Origin of the sequence: Tenacibaculum sp. IB213877, assembly GCF_034043975.1 — a bacterium.
Lineage (GTDB): Bacteria > Bacteroidota > Bacteroidia > Flavobacteriales > Flavobacteriaceae > Polaribacter.
In genome coordinates, this window is the sequence record NZ_JAXCHH010000039.1 from 1 (window position 1) to 766 (window position 766).

At 48.8% G+C, this 766-nt stretch carries 1 protein-coding gene; it reads right to left on the reverse strand.

What is annotated here, in order from left to right; all coding sequences use genetic code 11:
* Positions 1 to 766 (reverse strand): hypothetical protein (locus SLH33_RS12985; protein ID WP_320419543.1); only part of this gene is annotated, 766 nt, incomplete at both ends.

Genomic DNA, 766 nt, shown 5'->3' on the forward strand with positions numbered 1-766 from the left:
GTCTGCCGTAGTGGGTACTAATGGATTCGCATCCGTACCGTCTGGGTTTCCATCGTTATCATCATCGGGATCGCAATCATCAGATATTCCATCAGAATCATTATCAGGTCCTACATTAACAGACATTATAATCCCCGTACTTAAAGACTCGCATCCTGTGGTAGTATTCACCACACGAACAGTTACCTCTTGGCCATTACTTAAGCCTGCAGTCGTATATGTAGCTGTAGCAGATTCCGCTTGTACGCTTACTCCGTCTATAAAAAACTCATATGCATCCCCTCCTGTACCTGTAAAGGTTACACTCTCTCCAGCACAAATTGTATTGTCTGCATCGCTACTAGTTAAACCTGCTACTGGCAACGCATCGTTGGTCAGTACCACATCGTCTGTACTATCGGTACAGCTTCCGTTGCTGATCGTCCATCGTAAAGTCACCGTATCGCCTGCCGCTACCGTCACTCCTGTAGTAGGGGAACTCGTATCGGCAATCGTTGCCGTTCCACTGACAATACTCCATATTCCTGTACCTACCGTAGGCGTATTGGCTGCCATGGTAAAGCCTGGGGTGTTACACTGGGTTTGGTCGGTGCCTGCTGCCGCTGTGGTAGGCAACGCATCGTTGGTCAGTACCACATCATCCGTACTATCGGTACAGCTTCCGTTGCTGATTGTCCATCGTAAAGTAACCGTATCGCCTGCTGCTACCGTCACTCCTGTAGTAGGGGAACTCGTATCGGCAATCGTTGCCGTTCCACTGACAATA